Below are 1535 nucleotides of genomic sequence, written 5' to 3'. Positions count from 1 at the left end.
AGGCCGTTATACGCCAGAATGGGTTGCCAGCGCTCATTGATATAATCTTGCATAAGGTGCCCGAAATTGGTCTTCTCAGTTCTTTCTTGCTCGCAACACATAAGCGCGCCAGCTTGATAACTTCCGCCCAAATTCACTATCGCGTTTCAGTAGTGTCCGGTTAAAACGCGAATAGATTCAATTGGTTGCAGTCGACTGCGTGCTCTGAAGTGTAGCCGCTTCCCGCAAAGACTTGCTGGATGGGCATCTTCTCGAACAGGGTGAGCGAAAAAATCTGTAGCAAAGTGTAGAGCGAAGCGTCGAGGTTCAGCCGCTTTTTCACGATGGCAACGAGGACATAGACCGACACGGCAATCCAGATTTGCGACTTCACTGCATTCTCTGAGGTGCCGAAGAATTTCTTGATACGAAGATGCTGCTTGATCCATTTGAAAAACAACTCGACCTGCCAGCGGCTCTTGTAGAGCGCGCAGATCGTTGCTGCCGGCAACGTGAAGTTGTTCGTCAGGAACACCAGCGTCTTGCCGGACTCCGGATCCTTGAAACGGACGCGTCGCAGGTGCGCCGGATAATCCCTGCTGGTTTTGTAGCCGTTGAGCCCGATCGTTTGATCGCACATGATCCCGGTGCTGCGATCGGTTCTCGCCGAGTAGATACGCCGTGCATCCAGGTTCGACTTGGCACGAGTTACAAAGAAGGCGTTGGCCTGATCTACGGCGTACAGCCGCGTGAAGTCCAGATAGCCGCGATCCATGACGTAGATTGCGCCGGCTTCCGCGGTCAGCAGATCGAGCGCATGAACGTCGTGCAGCTTGCCGTCCGAGATGTGGATGAAGCTGGGGATGCTGCCGCGCAGGTCGAGCAGCGTATGCATCTTGACCGCCGCCTTGGTTGTGCGGAACGGCGCCCACGGAAACAGCGACAAGGACAAGTCGATGGTTGTCGAGTCCAGCGCATACGCCGTGTTCTCCAACTCGAAGGCCAAGCTGTCGCCGACATAGAGCTTTCTGGCTTGGGCAATCAATCGTTGGGCGAACTCGGCATGAATACGCCAGTCCCGCTTCTCGTTGGCATCGGCAAGTGTTGCCCGTCTGATCTCCTGCCGGAACCCCATGTGATAAAGCTTCGCCGCTTGTGCCGAGAGACAGACCTCGATGTCGCGCAGACTCTCGCGGTAGGTCAGTTGCGCAAAGGCCATGATGCGAAACTGCTCGGCACAGGTCAGCGACTTTACGTATCGGTCGCCGCCATATTGCTGGACAAGGCGGGTGAAAGTTGTCCATGGCAGAAAGTCCATGAGCTGGGCGAACAAGGTCTTGCCAGTGTTCATGGCAACTGCCTCCGGAATCAAACCCGGAAGACTGCCCGATATGCCAGACACAGTTCAAATCGACACCACCTTCTCCCGCCTCAAATCCCGCTCCAGTTCTTGGTTTCAGGAATTCGAAGAGCGTTTTAACCGGACACTACTGATCGCGTTTCTTAAACTGTTTCTCGGCCTGCTCAGGGTCGTACTTGTCTCGAAATTCGCAATG

Annotated in this window: 1 protein-coding gene; it reads right to left on the bottom strand. The window is 54.7% G+C overall.

Annotation, left to right across the window (positions count from 1 at the left end):
- Nucleotides 1-160 precede the first annotated feature (160 nt).
- On the bottom strand, nucleotides 161-1330 hold the full coding sequence (locus PROAA_RS10445; protein ID WP_186406088.1) for an IS4 family transposase: 1170 nt from the start codon (nucleotides 1328-1330) through the stop codon (nucleotides 161-163).
- Between the last annotated feature and the right edge of the window lie 205 nt (nucleotides 1331-1535).

The sequence above is a fragment of the Candidatus Propionivibrio aalborgensis genome (genome assembly GCF_900089945.1).
GTDB classification, from domain to species: domain Bacteria; phylum Pseudomonadota; class Gammaproteobacteria; order Burkholderiales; family Rhodocyclaceae; genus Propionivibrio; species Propionivibrio aalborgensis.
Note: the sequence above shows the minus strand (reverse complement) of the source record. Positions and strands in the feature narration are given on the sequence as shown.